Below are 20,377 nucleotides of genomic sequence, written 5' to 3'. Positions count from 1 at the left end.
CTACCTTCCGCGCAACCGCAAATGCAGGAGAATATCATGGCTACCGTCGCCGTTACCGACGCCACCTTTGACGCCGAAGTGCGCCAATCCGACATCCCGGTTGTTGTCGATTTTTGGGCCGAATGGTGCGGCCCCTGCCGCCAAATCGGCCCCGCGCTTGAGGAAATCGCGACCGAGATGAACGGCAAGGTGAAGATCGTCAAGGTCAACGTGGATGAAAACCCCGACAGCCCGGCGCAACTGGGCGTGCGTGGCATTCCGGCGCTGTTCATGTTCAAAGATGGCCAAGTGGTCTCTAACAAAATTGGTGCGGCCCCGAAAGCGGCGCTGCAATCGTGGATCGAATCGGAACTCTGATCCGCTTCACATGCCGTGCAGGGGCGCCTTCGGGCGCCCTTTTGCATTTCTTGCTTCGGGTTTCGGGCAATCGGTCACCTTGCAAGCGCGGGCCATGGCCCACATATGGGCGCAAACGGAGGATCTTATGACCGACGAAAAATTTCCCGGCTGGCATGGCACAACGATCATCGGCGTGCGCAAAGGGGGCCGTGTTGTTGTGGCCGGTGACGGGCAGGTGAGCCTTGGCCAAACCGTGATTAAGGGCAGCGCGCGCAAGGTGCGCCGCCTGTCCCCCGGCGGGCGCGAGGTTGTGGCGGGTTTCGCAGGCTCGACCGCCGATGCCTTTACGCTGCTGGAGCGACTTGAGAAAAAGCTGGAAGCCGCGCCCGGGCAACTGGCGCGGGCTTGCGTGGAACTGGCCAAGGATTGGCGCACCGATAAATATTTGCGCAACTTGGAAGCCATGCTGATCGTGACCGATGGGGCCGATCTTTATGTGCTGACCGGCGCGGGCGATGTGCTGGAACCCGAACATGACATTGCCGCCATTGGTTCTGGCGGGAACTATGCGTTGGCGGCGGCCCGCGCGCTGATCGACACCGAAGATGATGCGGAAACCATTGCCCGCAAGGCGATGGCGATTGCCGCCGAGATTTGTGTTTACACCAACGGCAACCTGACGGTGGAAAGCCTTTCGAAATGACCAATCTGACCCCCCGCGAGATCGTTTCCGAACTCGACCGTTTCATCATCGGCCAATCTGAGGCCAAACGCGCTGTGGCCGTGGCATTGCGCAACCGCTGGCGGCGTCAGCGCCTTACCGAAGAGATGCGCGACGAGGTGTATCCAAAGAATATTTTGATGATCGGGCCGACCGGTGTGGGCAAAACCGAAATCTCGCGCCGTTTGGCGAAGCTGGCGAAAGCGCCGTTTTTGAAGGTAGAGGCCACGAAATTCACCGAGGTGGGCTATGTCGGCCGCGATGTGGAACAGATCATCCGTGATCTGACCGATGTCGCCATGGTCGAAACCCGCGAGCGGATGCGCGAAGAGGTGAAGGCGAAGGCGCATAAAGCCGCCGAAGAACGCGTGATCGAGGCTTTGGCGGGCACCGATGCGCGTGAAGCCACGCGCGAAATGTTCCGCCGCAAGCTGCGCGATGGCGAGTTGGACGATAAGCAGATCGAGCTAGAGGTGGCCGAACCGGCCGGCGGGCCGCAAATGATGCTGGGGGGCGCGCCCGGCATGGAAATGCAGATGCAGGGCTTGCAAGATCTGTTCAAAGCCTTTGGCGGAGGCCGCAAGGTGCGCCGCAAGATGACGGTGGCCGAAAGCTATGAAGTGCTGATCTCGGAAGAGGCCGATAAGCTTTTGGACGATGAAACCGTCAAAAACGCCGCGCTGGAGGCTGTCAGCCAATCGGGCATCGTGTTCTTGGATGAAATCGACAAGGTCGCGGCGCGGGCCGAAACCCGGGGCGCCGATGTCAGCCGCGAAGGCGTGCAGCGCGATTTGCTGCCGCTGATCGAGGGCACGACCGTGTCCACCAAGCATGGGCCGGTGAAAACCGATCATATTCTGTTTATCGCCTCGGGTGCGTTCCATATTGCCAAGCCTTCCGATCTTTTGCCCGAATTGCAGGGCCGCTTGCCGATCCGGGTGGAATTGCGCCCGCTGACCGAGGATGATTTCGTCCGCATCCTGACCGAAACCGATAACGCCCTGACCCGGCAATATACCGCGCTGATGGGCACCGAAGAGGTGACGGTCGAATTCCCCGAAGATGGCATTGCCGCGCTGGCGCGCATCGCCGCCGAGGTGAACAGCTCGGTCGAAAACATCGGTGCGCGGCGGCTTTACACGGTGATGGAGCGGGTCTTTGAAGAACTGTCCTTCACCGCGCCAGACCGGGCGGGTGAAACCGTCACCGTGGATGCCGCCTTTGTGGAAAAACACCTCGGCGCGCTGGCGCAATCGGCCGATTTGAGCCGCTACGTGCTCTGACCCCTCTGGCGTCATTGCCGGTCTTTGCTATCTTGCGCATGGGTTCCGTCAGGGGGCCCCTGCTTGGGGTTTTCATGCGCAAGATATTTTTTGCCCTCGTGCTTTTGGTGGCGAGCTGTGCGCCGCGCGGCGAATTGGCCTTTATCGCGCAAGCGCCGGGCGATTTGCTTCCGGTTTTCGTTGGCTCGACCCGTGGCCTTGATCCCGAGACTGGGGCCGAATTCGGCTATGAACGCAGCGAGACGTTGCAATTGGCGCGGTTTGACGTGTCGGTGCCGCCGCAGCGCGCGGCGGGCGACTTGCGCTATCCGCTCAAGGGGCGGCGCATCGATCCGTTGACGGATTTCGCCATTGCCGGGGTGCAGGATTACCCCACCACGGCGGGGTTCCGCGCCGATCTGCGCCACAGTTTGGCGCAAAGCCACGGTGATGCGGTGGTCTTTGTGCATGGGTTCAACACCAATTTTGCCGAAGGCCTTTATCGGCTGGCGCAACTTGGCGAGGATTTCGATCTTCCTGACACCATGGTGCATTATTCGTGGCCCTCGCGCGGGCATGTTCTGGGCTACGCCTATGATCGTGATTCCGCGCTATTTGCCCGCGATGGGTTGCAAAAGCTTCTGGATCAAATGCGCCGGGCGGGGGCGCGCCGGATTTTGCTTGTGGCCCATTCGATGGGCTCTGCGCTGAGCATGGAAACCCTGCGCCAGATGGCGCTTTCCGGCGATCAAGACACGCTGTCGGCGCTGTCGGGCGTGGTGCTGATCTCGCCTGATATCGATGTGGATGTGTTTCGCGAACAGGCGCGCAGCGTCGGGCGGCTGCCGCAGCCGTTTCTTATCTTCACCTCTGAAAAGGATAAGGCCTTGCTGCTGTCTTCGCGGATCGCTGGCGAAGCGGCGCGGCTTGGCAACCTAGAGGATGTGGCGCGGGTGGCCGATCTGAAGGTGACCTTGATCGATGTTGGGGCCTTCAGCACCCGCGACGGGCATTTTGACGTTGCCAACAATCCGGCGCTGATCAAGCTTTTGACAAACACCGGGCAGGTGGCGCAGATCCTTGAAGGCGAACAGGCCTCGCGCACCGACCTGGCCAGCGGTGTGGTGATGACGGTGGAAAACGCGACCGAGATCATCTTGTCGCCGATCACGGCGCTGGGCGGTGGCATGCGCGGCGGCGGCTAACGGGTGCGGCGCAGATAAACGTAATAGGCGCCAGAGCCGCCATGTTTCAGATGCGCCTCGGTCACTTGCATCACCACGGCGCCCAAGGGCGGCAGGCGCAGCCATTGTGGCACCTGATGGCGCAAGACACCTTGGCGCTGCGGGATCGGGCCGTCATCGGGGCCGCGCTTGCCCTTGCCGGTGATCACCAGCACCAGCCGACAGCCCCGATCGCGCGCGCGCATCACAAAGCGCACCAATTCGGGATGGGCCTGTGCCATGGTCATGCCATGCAGGTCGATCTTGGCCTCGGGCTCCAGCTTGCCGCGCGTCATGTTGCGATGCGTCTTGCGGTCCATTGTGACCGGCTGGCGCTGCAATTGTTCCGACAAAGAGGGCGCCATATCCACCCGCCACCCCAAATCGGGCGCCGATTGGCCGATGTGAAAATCTTTCATCTCGAAGCGGGGCTTCTTGGGCGGATGATGGCCGGGCTTTTCGGCGCGCTCTGGCTCTGTTTCGGCAGAAATCGGCGCACGTTGATGCAGCGCATGGGTCGATGCGGCGACCCGTTCCCAGATCTCGCGATCTTCGGCCGATAGCAGGCGCCGCCGTTTCATTCCCGCCTCCCGGGGCCTATCCCGCGTCGGGCGCGGGGGTTTGCTTAGCCGCCGGTCGCGACAAGCTGCCAGTTCGGATCTGCGCTGCCCATCACCCGGGCGAAGGTCCAGCTATCCCGCTGTTTGCGCGGAGTTTTCGGATCGCCCTCGACCAAGGTTCCCTCGGCATCGCGCGCTGCCGAAATCAGTTCGGCGCCAAAGCGCACGGTGATCTCTGCCTCGTTGCTTGCAGGGTCAAAACTCGCCTCGGTCAGGGTCAGTTCGCGCAGGCCCAGAAACTCGGCCTGAACCGTCAACCCACGGGCCTTGCGCTCCTCGACCGCGCCTTCAAAGGCGGCAAAAACTTCCGGTGCGAGAAATGGCCGCACAGGCTCCAGATCGCCTTTTTCAAAGGCCATCAAGATCATTTCATACGCAGCCCGGGAGCCTTGCAGGAAGTCCGCAACACCAAAACCGGGCTCGACGCGTTTCATTTGTGCCAGCGCCACGGCCGCGTCGGACCCCTCGGGGACATGGTCCACGATGTCGCGGTCGGGCCCGCCCTCAATGACCTCAAAGGGCATGTTGTCACGCGGGCTGGGGCGTTCTACTGGCATGATATCATTCTCGAATCCGTCACGGGTTCCGAGAACGCCCTTGAGCCGAATGATCAGAAACAGCGCAATGGCCGCAAGGATAACGAGTTCGATAAGGGCTGAGCTCATGGGTTTTCCGGTTGGGTGGTGGTATAGCGACCTTCTGCACTTATGTAAGGGACCGGGGCATTCAAGTCCACCGATGCCCGCGATAGACGATCGGAGGAAAACATGTGGGTCTTGCTGGCACTTTTCGGCTTGCCGCTTCTGGAGATCGGCCTGTTCGTCGAGATTGGCGGCTGGCTGGGGCTTTGGGGCACGCTGGGTGAGGTGCTGCTGACAATCATGCTGGGGGCCACGGTGCTGCGTTCGCAAGGTGCGCGCGCGCAAACAAACCTGCGCGCAGCGATGGAGGGGATCGGCAATCCCGCCGTGCCCTTGGCGCATGAAGCGCTGATCTTGCTGGCGGGCGGGCTGTTGATGCTGCCGGGCTTCTTTACCGATACGCTGGGGCTTTTGCTGCTGTTGCCGCCGGTGCGGGCCTTGGCGATTGCGCGGCTGAAAAACAAGGTCGTGGTGCAAGGCTACAACATGCAACAGCCGCGCCGGGCCGATGAAGACGGTTCGGGCACGGTGATCGAGGGGGAATTCCTCGAAGTTGATCCGAAAAACCCCTCGTCGCGCGGGGATTCGGGCTGGACTCGCCATTGAGGCAATCGGGGCGCGATGCTAAACAAGCGCAAACCATAGGGAGAGACCCATGACCGATGCCCCCAACGGCGCCCCGCAACAGCAGCTTAAAATGAGCATCCTCGCGCAATTCGTGCGCGATATGTCGTTTGAAAACGCTGTTGCGCTCAAGGGGCTGCAAAGCTCCGACGTGCAGCCCGAGATGCAGGTGCAGGTGAGCCTTGATGCCCGCAAGCGCCCGACGGAAAACCAATATGAGGTGATCACCAAGTTCAAGATCACCGCCACCAACAAGGCGACCGAAACGCCGCTTTACCTGCTTGAGGTCGATTACGGTGGGATCTTCCACATCGAGGGCGTGCCGGACGACCAGATGCATCCGTTCCTTTTGATCGAATGCCCGCGCCAATTGTTCCCGTTTGTGCGTCGCATCGTGTCGGATGTGACGCGCGATGGCGGCTTCCCGCCCTTCAACCTTGATCCGGTGGATTTCGTGGCGCTTTACCGTGCCGAATTGGCGCGCCGTGCCGAAACCGAAAAGCCCGCCGATGCGCCGGTGTCGTGACCGCTAACAGTGTCAATGACAAAACGGTGACAAACCGCCTCGATCCGACGCGTCAACCTGTCTCAGGGACAAGGTGACCTGCTGACATGGAGCGTCCCCAAGCGCATGCTGGAGGGACGTTTCCATTGGGTCGGAATCGAAAAAATGAGCGAGCATATTCCCGCCTGGGTCGGCGACACGCTGACTCCGGTGGATAAAACAGAAGTGCATCGCAAGGGACTCCGCCACAAAGCGGTGTCGATCTTCGTCATGGACGGGGAGCAGGTTCTCATTCAGCGTCGGGCTGATATGAAGTACCACTCCGGCGGTCTGTGGGCGAATACTTGCTGCACGCATCCCAACTGGGATGAACCGCCAGAGGTCTGCGCGGTGCGCCGACTTCGCGAAGAGTTGGGCATCACCGGGGTCTATCCGGCGCATACCGACAAGCTTGAATATCGTGCCGACGTTGGCGGCGGGATGGTCGAGCATGAGGTGGTCGATATCTACCTTGCCTATGCCAAACCGCGCATGCCGATTGTGCCGGATCCCGAGGAGGTGTCGGACCTCCGCTGGATCGGGCTTTACGATCTGGCCGCCGAGGTGAACCGTCACCCGGAGCGGTTTTCGAAATGGATGATCCTTTACATGTCGAGCCATCTCGACCGGATCTTCGGGTCGATCTTGCGCGCCTAGGCTTTGCGGACAGTCATTGTCCGCCGATTCACAAGGCCCGGGACGGTTTTCCGCCCGGGGGCTCTGGCAATCTTTGCCCAAAGCTGCATCTATCGGGGGGAGGCTGCTTGAGGGTGAGGAAAGAGTGAAGCTCCATTCTATTGCTGTCGCATTGCTGCTCGGGGCCGCGCTGGCCGCCCCGGCAATGGCGCAAACCGACTTTCGGCTGACTGCACCGGGGGCGGAAAAGGATTTGGTGGCGGCGCTTGAAAGCGCCTCTTTGACCCGCGCGGCGGCAACGGGCGAAGACAGCAATGCACAAGATGTCTTTGCTTCGGCGCGGGCCGACTACGCGCGGCTTGTGGGCGCGCTTTACGATGCTGGCCATTATGGTGGTCAGGTTTCGATCCGGCTTGATGGGCGCGAGGCCGCGACCATCGCCCCGATGGATGCACCCGCAACGGTTTCAACGGTGGAAATCACTGTCGATCCCGGCCCGGTATTTCGCTTTTCCAAGGCAGCTATCGGTCCGCTGGCGCGCCAAACCGCGCTGCCTGATGGCTATCGGGTGCCCGAAGTGGCGCGCTCGGGCGTGATCGTTGAGGCCGCGACGGCGGGCGTGGACGGCTGGCGCGAGATCGGCCATGCCAAGGCGCGCGTGGCCGATCAATCCATCACCGCCGATCACCGCGCGCAGCAATTGGCCGCCGGTGTCACGCTGGCCCCCGGACCGCTTAGCTATTTCGGGCAGATGCAGGCACAGGGGCAACAGCGGCTGCGCACGAAGCGGCTGCACGAAATTGCAGGCTTTCCCAGTGGCAAACGCTTTTCGCCCGATGATCTGGACGCCGTGCGCAACCGGCTGCGCCGCACCGGGATCTTTTCCTCGGTCACGCTGACCGAGGCGGACAGCCTGCGTGAGGGCAATCTTTTGGATGCCGATCTGGTTGTGGTGGAGGCGAAGCCGCGCCGCATCGGGCTGGGGGCGGAACTGTCCAGCACTGACGGGGTGACGTTGTCGGGCTATTGGCTGCATCGCAACCTGTTTGGCGGCGGCGAAAGGCTGCGCTTTGATGCCGAAGTGGCCGGGATCGGCGGATCGACCGGCGGGGCCGATTACAGCTTGGCCGCGCGGATTGACCGGCCCGCAACCTTCACCCCCGACACTTCGGCGTTTCTGACCACCGAGCTGAGCAAAAGCGACGAGGAAGATTACACCCAGCGCGGTTTTGGTCTGGGCTTTGGGCTCAACCATATTTTCAACCCGCGTCTGACCGGCGAGGCGGGGATCGGCTATGAATGGTCCGAAATCACCGATACCACCGGGCGCACGATCTATCGCACTGTCACGCTGCCGCTTGCGTTGACATGGGACAACCGCGACAACACCGCCGATGCGACGCGCGGCTATTACGGCAATATCGATCTGATGCCGTTTTACGGGCTGTCGAACACCGGCACGGGCGCGCGACTGGCGGGGGATTTCCGCGCCTATCGCGCGCTGGGCGAGCGTGTTGTTCTGGCCGGGCGCGCGCAGTTTGGCGGTGTTTTCGGCTCTGACTTGGCCGAAACGCCGCGCGATTATCTGTTTTACTCCGGCGGTGGCGGCTCGGTGCGCGGCCAGCCCTATCAATCTTTGGGGGTGACGGTGCTGAATGGCGGCACGCTGAAAACCGGGGGCGATCGTTTCCTTGGGGTTTCGGGCGAGCTGCGCGTGGGTGTCACCAAGTCGATCGGGGTTGTGGCCTTTTACGATGCCGGTTTCGTTGGCGCGGGCAGCTTTTCTGACAGCGATGGGGATTGGCAATCGGGCGCCGGGCTTGGGCTGCGCTACAAGACGCCGATTGGCCCGATCCGGTTGGATGTGGCCGGGCCCGTGGGCGGCTCCACCGGGGATGGAGCGCAGATTTACCTTGGCATAGGGCAGGCGTTCTAATGCGGATTTTCGCGTTTCTTCTTATTCTTCTGTTGCCGCTTCAGGCGCTGGCACAAGAGGATCAAACCGAACGCGACCGGTCGTATTTGACCGGGCTGATCGAAGATAACCTGTCCGGGGCGGGCCGGTCCGTGCGGCTGGAGGGGTTTGCCGGGGCGCTGTCGTCGCGCGCCACCTTCGACAGCCTGACGATTGCCGATGACACCGGGGTTTGGATCACCGTCCAGAACGGCGCGCTACAATGGGATCGGGGCGCCCTGTTGCGCGGTGAGATTTTGATCGACGAACTGTCTGCCGACAGCATTGATCTGCCGCGCCTGCCACAAAGCGAGGGCGCGCCTGCAAGCCCCGAAGCCACGCCCTTTGCGCTGCCTGATCTGCCGGTAGGGGTGAAGATAGGCGCGCTTAAGGTGCAATCGGTCACGCTGGGCGCCCCGGTTTTGGGGCAGGCGGCTGCATTCAATGTGACGGGATCGATGCGCCTTGCGGGGGGCGCGGGGGAAACGCGGCTTAAGCTGACGCGCAGCGATGGCCCGAAAGGGCAGCTTTCGCTTCATGCAAGCTATGCCAACACCACGCGCGAAGCCTTGATCGATCTGTTGCTGAGCGAGGGGCCCGACGGTATCGCCGCCAATTTGATGGGCCTGCCTGGCACGCCTGCGCTGTCGCTGTCGCTCAGCGGGTTGGGTCCGCTTGAAGATTTTGCCGCCGATGTTGCATTGGGCACGGCGGGGCAAAAGCGGCTGTCGGGCAAGGTGTTGCTGACCGGCACGCCCCCGGGCACCGAGGGGCCGGTTGAAAGCGGCTTCAATGTCACGCTGGGGGGCGATGTTTCGCCGCTTTTGCCGCCCGAATACCGCGATTTCTTTGGCGATGACGCGCGGCTTGTGGCCGTGGGCAGCCGCACCGATACCGGCATGATGCAACTGCGCCAGTTTGAGCTGAGCGGTGCCGCCGTGCGGGTGAATGGCGCGATGGATCTGTTGCCCAGCGGTTTGCCGGACCGGTTCGATCTGCAAGCTGACGTTGGGTTGGAGGGAGAGGCTGTCTTGCTGCCTCTTTCCGGCCCCGAAACGCGGTTGCGCAGCGCCACGCTTTCGCTTGGCTATGATCGCGCGCAGGGCGATGGCTGGGCGCTGCAAGGCGACATCACCGGGTTGACCCAAGGGACGGGCGCAGCACAAAACGTGATCGACCGGGTGAGCCTTTCGGGCTCTGGGCGCATTGGTCAGCCGGTTGAGGGCAGCGCCACGGCGGGTGGCAATGTGGATTTTGGCGCAACGGGCATGGCGCTGGCTGACCCCGCGCTGGCCGAGGCTTTGGGCAGTTTTGTCACCGGCACGGCGCAGTTCTTCTGGCAAGACGGCGCGCCGCTCAAGCTGCCGCAACTCACCCTGCGCACGCGCGATTTTGAAACCACGGGCGAGGTGTCTTTGGCCGATGGGGTGGTGACGGCCAAAATCCGCGCCGATCACAACCATCTGCAAAGCCTCTCGCAACTCGCGGGGCGCGCGCTTTCAGGCTCTATTTCGGCGGAATTGAGCGGGGATTATACGGTTCTAAGCGGCGCTTTCGACGCCGATGCCGCGATCACCGCGCCTGATCTGCAGCTGTCGCAGCCGCAGGCCGATGCGCTTTTGGCCGGGGGCGCGACAATCACCGCCTCTGCCCGGCGCGATGAAACCGGGCTACGCCTGCGCAGCCTTGTGGCAAAATCCGATGCGCTGTCGCTGAACGCCGAGGGCCACCTGACGAGCGACGCCAATGATTTGACCGCGACGCTTGAGTTGCGCGACTTGGGCAAGCTTGGCGGCGGCTATAATGGCGCGGCCAATGCCAAGCTGGTGCTGCAAGGTCCGATTGGCGCACGCCAGGTCACGCTGTCTGGTGCGGGGCGGAACCTGTCGCTGGCACAGGCACAATTGAACCATATTCTGGCAGGTCAGAGCCGCTTTTCGGTCAGCTTGGCGGAACGAAATGGCGCGTTTCAACTGGCCGATCTGGATCTGAACACGTCGCAGCTGACCGCCAGCGCAACGGCGCGCACGGGCAAGGAAAGCCTTTTGGATGTGGCGCTGCGGCTTTATAATGCCGCGCTTCTGGCGCCGGGCTTTCCCGGTCCGGTCACGCTTTCGGGCAGTGTGGATCAGCGCGCCAACAGTTTCGGGCTTGATCTGCGCGGCACCGGCCCGGGCGGCACCGAGGCCACGGTAAAGGGCAGCGCGGCGCGCGACTTTTCCACCACCGATCTGGCGATTGCGGGGCGCACGGAATCCGCCTTGCTCAATGGGCTGATCGCGCCGCGATCCGTGCGCGGGCCGCTGACCTTCGATCTGGCCTTGCGCGGCAAGCCGGGGCTGTCGGCGCTGTCTGGTCAGTTGCGCGGCCAAGGGTTGCGGGTGTCCTTGCCGACCTTGGGGCAAGCGCTTGAAAACGTCGATCTTCAAGCGCAGCTTTCGGGCGGTAGTGCCAGCCTGTCGGGGCAGGCGGCGTTCGAGGGTGGCGGCACGCTGCGGCTGTCGGGCCCGGTGCGATTGGCCAGCCCTTTCCCCGCCAACCTGTCGCTGGTGCTGGACCGTGCGCGGCTGCGCGATCCGCAGCTTTACGATACGCGCGTTTCGGGGAACCTGAATGTCGATGGCGGGCTGACCGGCAATTTGCGCATTTCTGGTGCGCTCAGCTTAGCCGAGACAGAATTGCGCATTCCGTCCTCGGGCCTTGGCGGGGCGGCGGCGATTCCGGATATCACCCATCTGCATGAGCCCGCTGCCGTGCGCCAAACCCGTGCGCGCGCCGGCCTGTTGCAAAGTGAAAGCGACAGCAGCGGGCCGGGGCGGGTCATCGCGTTGGATGTCTCGGTCTCGGCGCCAAACCAGATTTTCGTGCGGGGCCGGGGCCTGGATGCCGAACTGGGGGGCCAATTGCGCGTCACCGGGACCACGGCGGATATCGTCCCGATGGGCGAGTTTAACCTGATCCGGGGGCGGCTCGATGTTTTGGGCAAGCGCTTCAATCTGGCCGAGGGGCAGGTAGCGCTGCAAGGTGCACTGACGCCTTGGGTGAAATTTGCAGCCACCACCGATCAAGATGACACGGCCATCACGCTCACGCTGGAGGGGGCGGCCTCGGAACCGGGGCTTTCGATCGCGTCTTCACCCGAATTGCCCGAGGAAGAGGTTCTGGCACGGCTTCTGTTTGACAAGGGGCTGACGAACCTTTCCGCGCTGCAAGCGGCGCAGCTTGCTACGGCGGTGGCAACGCTGGCGGGCAAGGGCGGCGAAGGGATCGTATCCAAATTGCGCAAAGGCTTTGGGCTGGATGATCTGGATATTGGCACCGATGAAAGCGGCAATGCCACGGTGCGTGCGGGAAAATATATCGCGGAAAACGTCTATTCGGACGTGTCTGTTGATAGCAACGGGGAGGCAGAGGTCACGCTGAACCTTGATATCACCAAGCAACTGACCGCACGCGGCTCGGTCGGCTCGGATGGGGCGAGCGCCTTGGGGCTGTTTTTTGAGAAAGATTACTGAGCCGCGGCGCGGGCGATCCACTCGCGAAACGCCACCAGCGCCGGGGCGGGGGTAACCCCCACCGGCCAAACAAGGTGATAGGCCCCCACGCCCGAGACAATTTCGCCGGGGGCGGCGACCAACCGGCGCTCGGCAATTTCGGGCTTGGCAAGGAATTCGGGCAAAAGCGCCAACCCCACCCCATGCGCGGCCGCCTGCATCATTGGTGCGAATTGATCAAACATGATCCCGCGCTGGGCGGGGGCAGAAAGGCCATGATGCGCGCACCATGCGTTCCAGGCATTCGGGCGCGATTCGAGCTGCAATAGAGACTGTTTCAGCAAATCTTCGGGCTGTTTCAGCGCGTTTTCACGCGCGTAATCCGCCGAACAGGTGGCGATCAGCCGTTCTTCAAACAGCAACAGATGGTCCGCATCGGGCCAAGGGCGCGTGCCAAAGTGAATGGCCGCGTCAAAGCTTTCGCTCGCAAAATCAAAGGGCCGCATCCGCGTGCCAAGGTTAAGCGTGACGCCGGGATGCTCGGCCAGAAAATCGGCCAGGCGCGGGGCAAGCCAACGCGTGCCGAAGGTCGGCAAAATGGCTAAGTTCAGCACCCCGCCGCCGGGGTTCGCCCGCAGCCCGAGTGACGCGCGCGCGATCAGTTCCAGCGCCTTGCGCACATCGCGGGCATAAGATTGCGCGGCCTCGGTCGGCACCAGCCGCCGCCCCTCGCGCCGGAACAGTTGCACGCCCAATTGCCCCTCAAGGTTTTGTACCAAGCGGCTGACCGCCCCTTGGGTCAGCGAAAGCTCCCGCGCGGCAGCGGCGGTCGAGCCCGTGCGCACCACCGCTTCAAAGGCGGACAGCAATGAGACCGAGGGGATATAGCGGCGCGGCAGGCTCATCTATGTGTTCCATGCATGATTTGCGGCCAGAATGGCGGTAGTTTTGCGCCGTATCATCGCGCATAAAGCATGAAACGCAAGGAGGAGCCCATGGCGCTGAAACCCAAAGATGCCCCCGACCTCGCCCGGTTCGATTGGGAAGACCCGTTTCGGCTTGAGGCGCAACTGACCGAAGAGGAACGCATGCTGCGCGATGCGGCCCGCGCCTATGCGCAAGAAAAGCTGCAACCGCGGGTGATCCAAGCCTTTGCCGAGGAAAAGACCGATCCGGCGATCTTCCGCGAAATGGGCGCGATGGGGCTGTTGGGGGTCACGATCCCCGAGGAATATGGCGGGCTTGGCGCGTCTTACGTGGCCTATGGGCTGGTTGCGCGCGAGATTGAGCGGGTGGATAGCGGCTATCGCTCGATGATGTCGGTGCAATCAAGCCTCGTGATGTATCCGATCTATGCCTATGGGTCCGAAGAACAGCGGCAGAAATATCTGCCCAAGCTGGCCAGCGGTGAATGGATCGGCTGCTTTGGGCTTACTGAACCCGATGCGGGGTCGGACCCGGCCAGCCTGAAGACCGTGGCGAAGAAAACGGCAAATGGCTACGTGCTTTCGGGCACAAAGATGTGGATCTCCAACGCGCCGATTGCCGATGTCTTTGTGGTTTGGGCTAAGTCCGAGGCGCATGGCGGTAAAATTCGCGGTTTTGTGCTGGAAAAGGGCCTAAAGGGGCTGTCGGCCCCGAAGATCGCGGGCAAGCTTTCGCTCCGCGCCTCGATCACCGGCGAGATTGTGATGAAGGATGTCGCGGTTGGCGAAGACGCGCTTTTGCCCAATGTGGAGGGGCTGAAGGGGCCGTTTGGCTGCCTCAACCGTGCGCGCTATGGCATTGCTTGGGGTGTGCTTGGCGCGGCAGAGTTTTGCATGCAGGCCGCGCGCAATTACGGGCTTGATCGTAAGCAATTCAACAAGCCGCTCGCGCAGACCCAGCTTTACCAGCTTAAGCTTGCCAATATGCTGACCGAGATCAGCCTTGGCCTGCAGGGCTGTTTGCAGGTGGGCCGGTTGATGGATGAAGCCAATGCCGCGCCCGAGATGATATCGGTCATCAAGCGCAACAATTGCGGCAAGGCGCTGGATGTGGCGCGGATGGCGCGCGACATGCATGGCGGCAACGGCATCAGCCAAGAGTTTCAAGTGATCCGCCACATGGTGAACCTAGAAACCGTGAATACCTACGAGGGCACGCATGATGTGCATGCGCTGATTTTGGGGCGCGCGATCACCGGGCTTCAGGCGTTTTTCTAACGGCTGGTGCGCGCGCGTTCGACATTGAGCGCCGCGCCGAACAAAACCGAAAACGCGCCAAGATAGAGCCACATCAAAAGCGCAATCACCGCACCAAGCGAGCCATAGACCTTATTGTAGCTGCCGAAATTCGTCAGGTAATAGGTCAGCCCCAGCGAGGCCGCGCCCCACAACAGCGTGGCCACCACCGCGCCAAGCGAAAAGAACGGGGCGCGGTGCAGCGGGCGGTGTGGGGCGAAGCGATAGATCACCCCCAGCACCGACAGCATCAGCCCGATCATCGCAAGCCACGGGAACCATGTCAGCGCGGCAGTCAGCAGCCCGTGAAACGGCAGAAAGTTGACGATGAAAGGCACTGCAACAATCGTCGCCATCGCGCCCAGCATCACGCCGACAAGCGCCGCCGTCATCGCAAGGCCGAACACAAGGCTGGCCAGTGTCGCGCGCGGATTACTGTCATGGATGACGTTCAGCCCCTTGATCAGCGCATTCACCCCCGCGCGGGCCGACCAAAGGGCAAACAGGATCGAAATCACCGTGCCCCAGCCCACCGCGTCGCGCGGCCCGTTCACCAACCCGCTGACCTGCGCATCCAAGATCGCATAGGCCTCGGGTGGGATAAAATTGTCGGCGACTTCCAGATAATCGCGGATCACGATCGGGTCGGCGACCGTGCTCCAGATCGAAATTGTGGCGGTCAGCCCCGGAAACACCGCCAGCATCGCGTAAAAGGCGACGCCTGCGGAAATCAGGAAAATATTGGTTTCAGTCAGTCTTTTCTGCAATCCGATCAAAAACAGCATGGCGGCTCCTTTCGTTGCGCCCCGCTTTAACCTAGCGCCTCACGCCGCTTGCGCAACATTTGGGGCTGTGGTCTGCTTGCCGCAGTTGGAGGAGACCATGACCTATACCCCCGCGAAAACCCGGTATGACGGGATGCTTTATCGCAAATGTGGCCGCTCTGGGCTAAAGCTTCCGGCCCTGTCCTTGGGCCTGTGGCACAACTTTGGGCATGATACGCCCCATGCCACCAAGCGCGCCATCTGCCGCACGGCCTTTGATCTTGGCATCACCCATTTCGATCTGGCCAACAACTACGGCCCGCCGCCCGGGTCGGCCGAAGAGGCCTTTGGCGAGATTTTGCAGACCGATTTCGCGGGCTATCGTGATGAGCTGATCATCTCATCGAAAGCGGGCTACAACATGTGGCCGGGGCCCTATGGCGAATGGGGTAGCCGGAAGTATTTGATGGCTTCTTGCGATCAATCGCTCAAGCGGATGGGGCTTGATTACGTCGATATCTTCTATTCGCATCGCTTTGACCCGGACACGCCCTTGGATGAAACGATGGGCGCGCTGGAGCAAATCTGGCGCTCTGGCAAGGCGCTTTATGTGGGGATTTCCTCTTACAATTCGGTGCGCACCCGCGAAGCGGTAGAGATTTTGCGCGGCCTGGGCGTGCCTTTGCTCATTCATCAGCCCAGCTACAATATGCTCAACCGCTGGGTGGAACGGGACGGGTTGGTGGAGACTTTGGCCGAGTTTGGCGTGGGCGCGATTGCCTTCACCCCGCTGGCGCAGGGGCTTTTGACCAACAAATACCTCAAAGGCATTCCCGAGGGGGCACGCGCAGCGCAGGGCAAATCGCTGAGCCCCGAGACGCTGACCGATCAGGCGCTGGAAAAGATCCGTGCGTTGAATGCGATTGCCGAGAGGCGCGGGCAAACCTTGGCGCAAATGGCGATTGCTTGGGTTTTGCGCGGCGGGATCACCTCGGCGTTGATTGGGGCCTCAAGGCCCGAACAGGTCACCGATTGCGTCGGCGCATTGGGGAACCTGAGCTTCACCGCCGAAGAACTGGCCGAGGTTGATCTTCACGCACAGGACGAGGCCATCAACCTATGGGCGCGATCGTCGGAAAACCGCTAAAACAGGCTCTATTCTGGCTTCTTTTGGCCTCTGCCGTGCAGGCAGAGGCTTTGCCGCCACCGCTCACCGATGCCGATTATGCCCCGGTTAATATGGACGAGGTGCGGCTGGGGCAGCTGTTGTTTTATGATCCGATCTTGTCGGGCAATCGCAATATTGCCTGCGTGTCTTGCCACCATCCGCGCTTGGGCACCTCTGATGGGCTGAGCCTTGGGCTGGGCGAGGGGGCGACCGGCTTGGGGGTAGACCGGCATGTGAGTGCGGAAAACACGCCCGAACAGCGCATTCCGCGCAACTCGCCCGCGCTTTTTAACCTTGGGGCCAAGGATTTCACGCATCTTTTCCATGATGGCCGAATTGGGGTGGACCCCACGCGCCCCTCGGGCATCCGCACGCCGATGGATGAGGAAATGGTCAGCGGGTTCGCCTCGGTTCTTTCTGCACAGACCATGTTTCCGGTGCTGTCGCCTGATGAAATGGCCGGGCATTACAATGAAAACGAGGTGTCCAAAGCGGTGCGTTCGGGCTTCATTACGGGGGACAATGGCGCCTGGAGCCGAATTTCGGCGCGGGTGGCCGCGATCCCCGAATATCAAACCGCGTTTGAGGCCGCTTATCCCGAAATTGCAGCGGGCCGGGCGCTCAATTTCACCGATATTTCCAACGCGATTGCGCAGTTCATTGCGTTTGAGTGGCGTTCTGACACCAGCCCCTTTGATGCGGTCTTACGCGGGGAAGCGGAATTTTCGCCAAAGGCGGCCAAGGGGTCGGAGCTTTTTTATGGATCGGCGGGCTGTGCCGCCTGCCATTCCGGCCCGTTCCTGACCGATCAGGGCTTTCATGCGATGGGCGCTCCGCAGCTTGGCCCCGGCAAGGCAGAGCGGTTTGAAAGCCATTCGCGCGATGAGGGGCGCTTTCGCGTGACCGGCGCGGCCAAAGATCTGTTTGCCTTCCGCACGCCAAGCCTGCGCAATGTGCTGCAAACCGGGCCTTGGGGCCATGCGGGCAGCCACAGTGATTTGGCCGCGTTCATTGCCGATCATGCGCAACGCGGTGCGGCGCTGGATCATTATGACCGCGCGCAGGCGGTCTTGCCCGATCTGCCCAACACCAAACCCGATTGGGCAGAGATGGATCAACCGGGCGAGGTTGCACGCATCCGCGCCGCCGCCGCACCGGGGCTGAACCTCACAGCCGAAGAGGTGCAGGCGATTTTGGCCTTTTTAGAGACGCTTTCGGACCCGGTCGCGCTTAAGGGGCGGCTTGGGATTCCCGAAACCGTGCCAAGCGGATTGCCAGTGGAGCGGTGATCAACGGGTGATCTTTTTGCGCTTATCCAGCGCGACGGGCTGCCAGTTCCCCACCGCACCATCGGGCCAAATCACGCGCACCTCGGCTTGCGTGGCAGAGCCAAGCCCAAAATGGAGCGGCCCGGCCACGCCCCCCGCATGGCCGCCGCCTACGGTGACTTCTTGCGTCTCGACCCGCTCGCCCACGCGCAGCTCGACCCAAGCGCCCACGGCTTGGGGGTTGGTGCCTGCCTGAATAGGCTCTATTTCGGCCCAATGGCCGGTATTGTCGGTGGCATTGCGCCAAAGCTCCATTGGCGCGCGGCGGTTCATCACCACCAAATCCAACAGCCCATCGGCGTTGAGATCGATCAAGGCCGCGCCGCGTGAACGATGCGTGGTGGCAATGCCGGCGGTATCGGCAACCTCGTGAAAGGTGCCATCTGGCGCCTGCATCAGCAGGTTGTTGGGGTCATGCGTCGCATTTGAGGGCATTTGGTCCACATTGCCCTTGGAGATGAACAGATCCACCAAGCCATCATTGTCCACATCGCCAAAGGCGGGGTGCCAGCCGGTGGAAGGGCGGCCATCGTCGCCCACAAAGGGCCGCTGCGCATATGTGCCCCGCGCGTAAGGCGCGTTTTCAAAATGATCGCCACGGTTAATCTGTAAAAGCTGATCCCCCATCGAGGTCATCATCACCTCGGGCAGGCCATCGCCGGTGATGTCGCGGCTGGCAATCCCCATGCCCCAAAGCGAGATATGCGGCCAATCTTTGCGCTCTTGCAGCGGTTTCAGGCGGAACATCTGTTCATAGCCGCCGCGCACATAGTAATGGCGATCGTTCGAGATGCGCAGTTCCGGCTCGCCGCTGCGCCGCCAATCGGTGATCAGGGCAGAAAGCGCGCAATAGCCCGGGGAAATAGGCTCTAATCCAGCATAATTCGCCCCATTTGGGCGCATCAGGGCGTTGCTGTCACAGGCCTCGAACGGGCCATCGGGGTTGGTGCGGTCGACGTAATTGCCAAAGAAGAGCGTGGGGAAGTTTTGCCCCTTCTCCCATGTGGCGGTGAAAGAGGTTGTCCAATCATCGCGCGTAGGCAGGCCCCAAGCTTCGGTCGCATCCTCAAAGCGGCAATCGCCCAGACCGCGCCAAAGCTGGTTGGGGCCTGCACGGAGCACGGCCAGATCCAACACCCCATCGGAATCTATGTCGAGTGGATAAGCCCCGGTTACACCTAAAACAGGCTCTATTTTGCCTGAAATGAAGTAAAACGACCTGCCCGGCGCGGACTGGTTTACAAACAACGCGGCGGGGTTTTCGCCGCCCGCCGCAAACAAGTCGGGCCGGTCATCGCCGTTGCAATCCAGCACGGCGACCCCGCCGCCCACGAAATGCTCCCACCCGCCCGCATAAATTTGCGAATGCGGGAGGCTCGCCGCTTCATCCACGAAAACCGGATCGGCACAGGCCGGCACAGCGATCAGGCAAAGCGCGAAGCGTTTCATTGCGCCGCCATATCCCGGCTGGGGCCCAGCCATTGTTCGGTCAGCTCATGCAGGGCCAGCGCCGCCGCGCCATGCGCCCAAAGCAGATCGCCCCAAGCATGAGTTTCAATCTGCGGTGCGTCGCGCCCGGTATCGAGCATCATCGCATGCATTTCCGACAGCGTTTCGGAGGCATAAAGGTAATCATACCGCATCCGCTCGCCCGACAATATGATCAGCGCCGGGTCGAACAGGTTGACGATATTGGAAAGCCCCACCGCCAAATAGCGCCCCGCGCGGCGAAAGATTGACCGCGCCGCCGCATTGCCCGCCTTGGCATGATCAAACAGGCTTTCCAGCATCACGCCCACGGATTGCATTTCGCCCAAGGGCAGGTTCAGCGCGGTCTGCGCCTCGCGCACCAGCGCGTAATCGGCAATATAGGCCTCTAGGCAACCGCGCTGGCCACACCGGCACAAGGCGCCATCCAATTGCACCTTGGTATGGCCCAATTCCATCCCCATGCCGCGTGCGCCGCGATAGAGCCGGTGGTTGATCACAAAGCCCATGCCCACGCCATGTTCAATCGTGACCACGGCAAAGTCAGACAATCGCCGTCCGGCGCCGAACCACAGTTCGGCCAGTGTCACAAGATTGGCGTCATTATCGATGAAAACACTTAGCCCCAGACGCGCGTGCAAGGCGGCCTGAAGCGCGACATGGCGGCTGGAAAGAATGGGCGACCAATGCACCACGCCGCTGTCGCCATCGACGAAACCGGGCACGCCGAGGCCCAAGGCCTCAATCCGGTCGCGCGAGACGCCGCCTTTGGCGCAGACCCGATCCAAAAGCCGTTCGGCGGCGTCCAAGATCGAATCCAGCGCCAGTGCGCCCGGGCTGCGCGGGATCGCCTCGCCCGCGATCAGATTGCCTGCGAAATCCACCAGCACGGCGGTATGCTCGCGGTCAGAAAGTTTGATCCCCACGACAAGCCGGCGGTTTGGGGGCACGCGCAGCGCCACGGCGGGGCGTCCGCGCGCGGTTTCACCATCACGGCTGGCCTGCACCTCTTCGAGCAGCCCAGCTTCGATCAATTCCGATGTGATCGTGGTGACCGAGGCGGGGGAAATGCACAATTCCTTGGCCAGTCCGACCCGCGCCATTTGGCCCGCGGCGCGGACACGCTCAAAGATCTGCTGGCGCAGCGGGCGCCCGGTATCAGAGAGCGGCTGGATCAGCGGGCCGCAGCCCACAGAGCCGCGCCCGATGGTGGAAACCTTTCTCATGCCCGCATCTTTCTTTCGCCAAGTAAACAAAACAATGCGCTTGCAGCAAGATGCGCCCTGAAAAGCGCCAGAAATATGCCGCGACGCAGCGTTATTGTCGGGAAATACCGCATTCTGTCATTC

The 20,377-nt window shown here is 62.0% G+C and carries 18 protein-coding genes; 12 read left to right on the top strand and 6 right to left on the bottom strand.

Annotated features, from left to right (window positions below; translation table 11 throughout):
* The first annotated feature begins 21 nt into the window (after positions 1-21).
* The 4 genes from trxA (at position 22) to CKO11_RS06355 (ending at position 3,527) form a co-directional block, all read left to right on the top strand.
* Positions 22-357: a thioredoxin gene (gene trxA, locus CKO11_RS06370; protein ID WP_411741993.1), complete on the top strand. Its 336-nt coding sequence runs from the start codon at positions 22-24 to the stop codon at positions 355-357.
* A 127-nt stretch (positions 358-484) separates the two neighbouring features.
* Complete coding sequence (gene hslV, locus CKO11_RS06365) at positions 485-1,042, top strand: ATP-dependent protease subunit HslV (RefSeq protein ID WP_223634631.1); 558 nt, start codon at positions 485-487, stop codon at positions 1,040-1,042.
* A complete protein-coding gene (hslU, locus tag CKO11_RS06360) occupies positions 1,039-2,343 on the top strand; it encodes an ATP-dependent protease ATPase subunit HslU (protein ID WP_223634628.1) in 1,305 nt (434 codons plus the stop codon). The genes hslV and hslU overlap by 4 nt, the downstream gene beginning before the upstream one ends.
* A 74-nt stretch (positions 2,344-2,417) precedes the next feature.
* The gene (locus tag CKO11_RS06355) at positions 2,418-3,527 is read left to right on the top strand and encodes an alpha/beta hydrolase (RefSeq protein WP_223634625.1); all 1,110 of its coding nucleotides are present in this window, start codon (positions 2,418-2,420) and stop codon (positions 3,525-3,527) included.
* On the opposite strand, the gene CKO11_RS06350 is transcribed toward CKO11_RS06355, so the two are convergent.
* Together CKO11_RS06350 and CKO11_RS06345 are read right to left on the bottom strand one after the other, a co-directional pair.
* Complete coding sequence (locus CKO11_RS06350; protein WP_223634623.1) at positions 3,524-4,126, bottom strand: Smr/MutS family protein; 603 nt, start codon at positions 4,124-4,126, stop codon at positions 3,524-3,526. The genes CKO11_RS06355 and CKO11_RS06350 overlap by 4 nt on opposite strands.
* Positions 4,127-4,170: 44 nt before the next feature.
* Positions 4,171-4,830: a Tim44/TimA family putative adaptor protein gene (locus CKO11_RS06345; RefSeq protein ID WP_223634621.1), complete on the bottom strand. Its 660-nt coding sequence runs from the start codon at positions 4,828-4,830 to the stop codon at positions 4,171-4,173.
* 102 nt (positions 4,831-4,932) lie between these two features.
* Here CKO11_RS06345 and CKO11_RS06340 point away from each other — a divergent pair, with 102 nt between their 5' ends.
* The 5 genes from CKO11_RS06340 to CKO11_RS06320 all read left to right on the top strand — a co-directional run bounded on the left by CKO11_RS06340 (position 4,933) and on the right by CKO11_RS06320 (position 12,079).
* On the top strand, positions 4,933-5,412 hold the full coding sequence (locus CKO11_RS06340) for an FxsA family protein (protein WP_223634618.1): 480 nt from the start codon (positions 4,933-4,935) through the stop codon (positions 5,410-5,412).
* Positions 5,413-5,461: 49 nt separating this feature from the next.
* The gene (secB, locus tag CKO11_RS06335) at positions 5,462-5,956 is read left to right on the top strand and encodes a protein-export chaperone SecB (RefSeq protein ID WP_223634601.1); all 495 of its coding nucleotides are present in this window, start codon (positions 5,462-5,464) and stop codon (positions 5,954-5,956) included.
* A gap of 144 nt (positions 5,957-6,100) precedes the next feature.
* Complete coding sequence (locus tag CKO11_RS06330) at positions 6,101-6,631, top strand: isopentenyl-diphosphate Delta-isomerase (protein WP_223634598.1); 531 nt, start codon at positions 6,101-6,103, stop codon at positions 6,629-6,631.
* 124 nt (positions 6,632-6,755) lie between these two features.
* Positions 6,756-8,546, top strand: coding sequence for an autotransporter assembly complex protein TamA (locus CKO11_RS06325; RefSeq protein ID WP_223634595.1), 1,791 nt, complete (start codon positions 6,756-6,758; stop codon positions 8,544-8,546).
* Entirely contained in the window at positions 8,546-12,079 is a 3,534-nt protein-coding gene (locus CKO11_RS06320; RefSeq protein ID WP_223634592.1) for a translocation/assembly module TamB domain-containing protein, read from the top strand. The genes CKO11_RS06325 and CKO11_RS06320 overlap by 1 nt, the downstream gene beginning before the upstream one ends.
* Here the strand turns inward: CKO11_RS06320 and CKO11_RS06315 are convergent.
* A complete protein-coding gene (locus CKO11_RS06315; protein WP_223634589.1) occupies positions 12,073-12,963 on the bottom strand; it encodes a LysR family transcriptional regulator in 891 nt (296 codons plus the stop codon). The two genes, CKO11_RS06320 and CKO11_RS06315, sit on opposite strands and share 7 nt — an antisense overlap.
* A 90-nt stretch (positions 12,964-13,053) precedes the next feature.
* Between CKO11_RS06315 and CKO11_RS06310 the strand changes: the two genes are divergently transcribed.
* Positions 13,054-14,262 (top strand): acyl-CoA dehydrogenase, encoded by a 1,209-nt coding sequence (locus CKO11_RS06310; RefSeq protein ID WP_223634587.1) that lies wholly within the window; start codon positions 13,054-13,056, stop codon positions 14,260-14,262.
* Here CKO11_RS06310 and CKO11_RS06305 read toward each other — a convergent pair.
* On the bottom strand, positions 14,259-15,065 hold the full coding sequence (locus CKO11_RS06305) for a YihY/virulence factor BrkB family protein (protein ID WP_223634584.1): 807 nt from the start codon (positions 15,063-15,065) through the stop codon (positions 14,259-14,261). The two genes, CKO11_RS06310 and CKO11_RS06305, sit on opposite strands and share 4 nt — an antisense overlap.
* Before the next feature lie 97 nt (positions 15,066-15,162).
* On the opposite strand from CKO11_RS06305, the gene mgrA reads away from it, so the two are divergent.
* Complete coding sequence (gene mgrA / locus CKO11_RS06300) at positions 15,163-16,191, top strand: L-glyceraldehyde 3-phosphate reductase (protein WP_223634581.1); 1,029 nt, start codon at positions 15,163-15,165, stop codon at positions 16,189-16,191.
* Positions 16,164-17,501, top strand: a complete 1,338-nt coding sequence (locus CKO11_RS06295) for a cytochrome-c peroxidase (RefSeq protein WP_223634578.1) — start codon at positions 16,164-16,166, stop codon at positions 17,499-17,501. Before mgrA ends, CKO11_RS06295 begins: the two co-directional genes overlap by 28 nt.
* Here the strand turns inward: CKO11_RS06295 and CKO11_RS06290 are convergent, their stop codons facing one another.
* Together CKO11_RS06290 and CKO11_RS06285 are read right to left on the bottom strand one after the other, a co-directional pair.
* Complete coding sequence (locus tag CKO11_RS06290; protein WP_223634576.1) at positions 17,502-18,989, bottom strand: CRTAC1 family protein; 1,488 nt, start codon at positions 18,987-18,989, stop codon at positions 17,502-17,504.
* Positions 18,986-20,254, bottom strand: a complete 1,269-nt coding sequence (locus CKO11_RS06285) for an ROK family protein (RefSeq protein WP_223634574.1) — start codon at positions 20,252-20,254, stop codon at positions 18,986-18,988. The genes CKO11_RS06290 and CKO11_RS06285 overlap by 4 nt, the downstream gene beginning before the upstream one ends.
* Between the last annotated feature and the right edge of the window lie 123 nt (positions 20,255-20,377).

It is taken from the genome of Rhodobacter sp. TJ_12, from assembly GCF_020023995.1.
Classification (GTDB): domain Bacteria; phylum Pseudomonadota; class Alphaproteobacteria; order Rhodobacterales; family Rhodobacteraceae; genus Rhodobacter.
Note: the sequence above shows the minus strand (reverse complement) of the source record. Positions and strands in the feature narration are given on the sequence as shown.